This window comes from Rhizobium sp. BK176 (assembly GCF_024808055.1).
The window spans coordinates 1-1,142 of sequence record NZ_JANUBV010000076.1 but is presented as its reverse complement, the minus strand read 5'-3'; the positions used below and the strand labels follow the sequence as shown (position 1 = coordinate 1,142).

Here is a 1,142-nt window from a genome sequence, read left to right as displayed (position 1 = left end):
GCCCGCAACAGCGACATCATGCATGCGATGGGGATCACCGGGCGGGCCGTGGATCGCTTCGAGAAGGCCAACCGCCGCCACCTCGACTGTCAGACGAAGACGTCCGACGTCGGCGGCACGCTGTCGGGGCTGTCGAAGGTGCTGCGGATGATGCTGCAGTCGGCAATCCTCGGGCTTGGCGCCTATCTGACGATCCGCGGCGAGCTGTCGTCGGGCTCGATCATCGCCTCGTCGATCGTCACGGCGCGCGCGCTTGCGCCCGTTGATCTCGCGATCGGCCAGTGGAAGGGCGTGGTCGGGGCGCGCCGCAGCCACCAGCGGCTGAACGAGACGCTGGCGGTGCTGAACGACAAGAGCGGCTATGTCGAGCTGCCGGCGCCGCACGAGAGCCTGACGGTCGACAACATCACGACGGTGGCGCCGACCAGCGGCGCGGTGCTTTTGAGCGAAGTCAGCTTCACGCTGAAGGCCGGCCAGGCGGTCGGCCTGATCGGCCCGTCGGGCGGCGGCAAGACGACGCTGGCGCGCTCGATCCTCGGCATCTGGCCGGTGCTGCGCGGCTCGGTGAGGGTCGACGGCGCCGATCTCAGCCAGTGGAACGAGGCCTTCTTCGGCGAGCATGTCGGCTACCTGCCGCAGGACGTGGCGCTGATGGAGGGGACGATTGCCGAGAACATCTCGCGCTTTGCCGAGGTGCCGGATGCGCGCAAGATCATCCGGGCGGCAAAGGCCGCCGACATCCACGAGCTGGTCGTGCACCTGCGCGACGGCTACCAGACCGAGCTCGGTCCGCACGGCACGGCGCTGTCGGCCGGGCAGCGCCAGCGCATCGGGCTGGCGCGGGCGCTTTACGGCGATCCCTTCCTGGTGGTGCTCGACGAGCCGAACTCCAACCTCGACGCCGAAGGCGAGGAGGCGCTGACCAGGGCGATCGCCAAGGTGCGCGAGCGCGGCGGCATCGTCGTCATCGTCGCCCATCGCCCGAGCGCGCTTTCTGCCGTCGACATGGTCGGGCTGGTGCAGAACGGCCGGCTTGCCGCCTTCGGGCCGAAGGACGAGATCATCCAGCCCACCGCCAAGCGCCCGCTGGTCGTCGGCAAGACGCCGCCGGCCGCCGGCCGCGACCGGATCGTCAACGCCGC

The 1,142-nt window shown here is 70.0% G+C and carries 1 protein-coding gene; it reads left to right on the top strand.

Annotated features, from left to right (window positions below; translation table 11 throughout):
* Positions 1–1,142, top strand: a 1,142-nt coding sequence (locus FHT76_RS41250; protein WP_259186900.1) for a type I secretion system permease/ATPase, incomplete at both ends; no start/stop codon positions are given.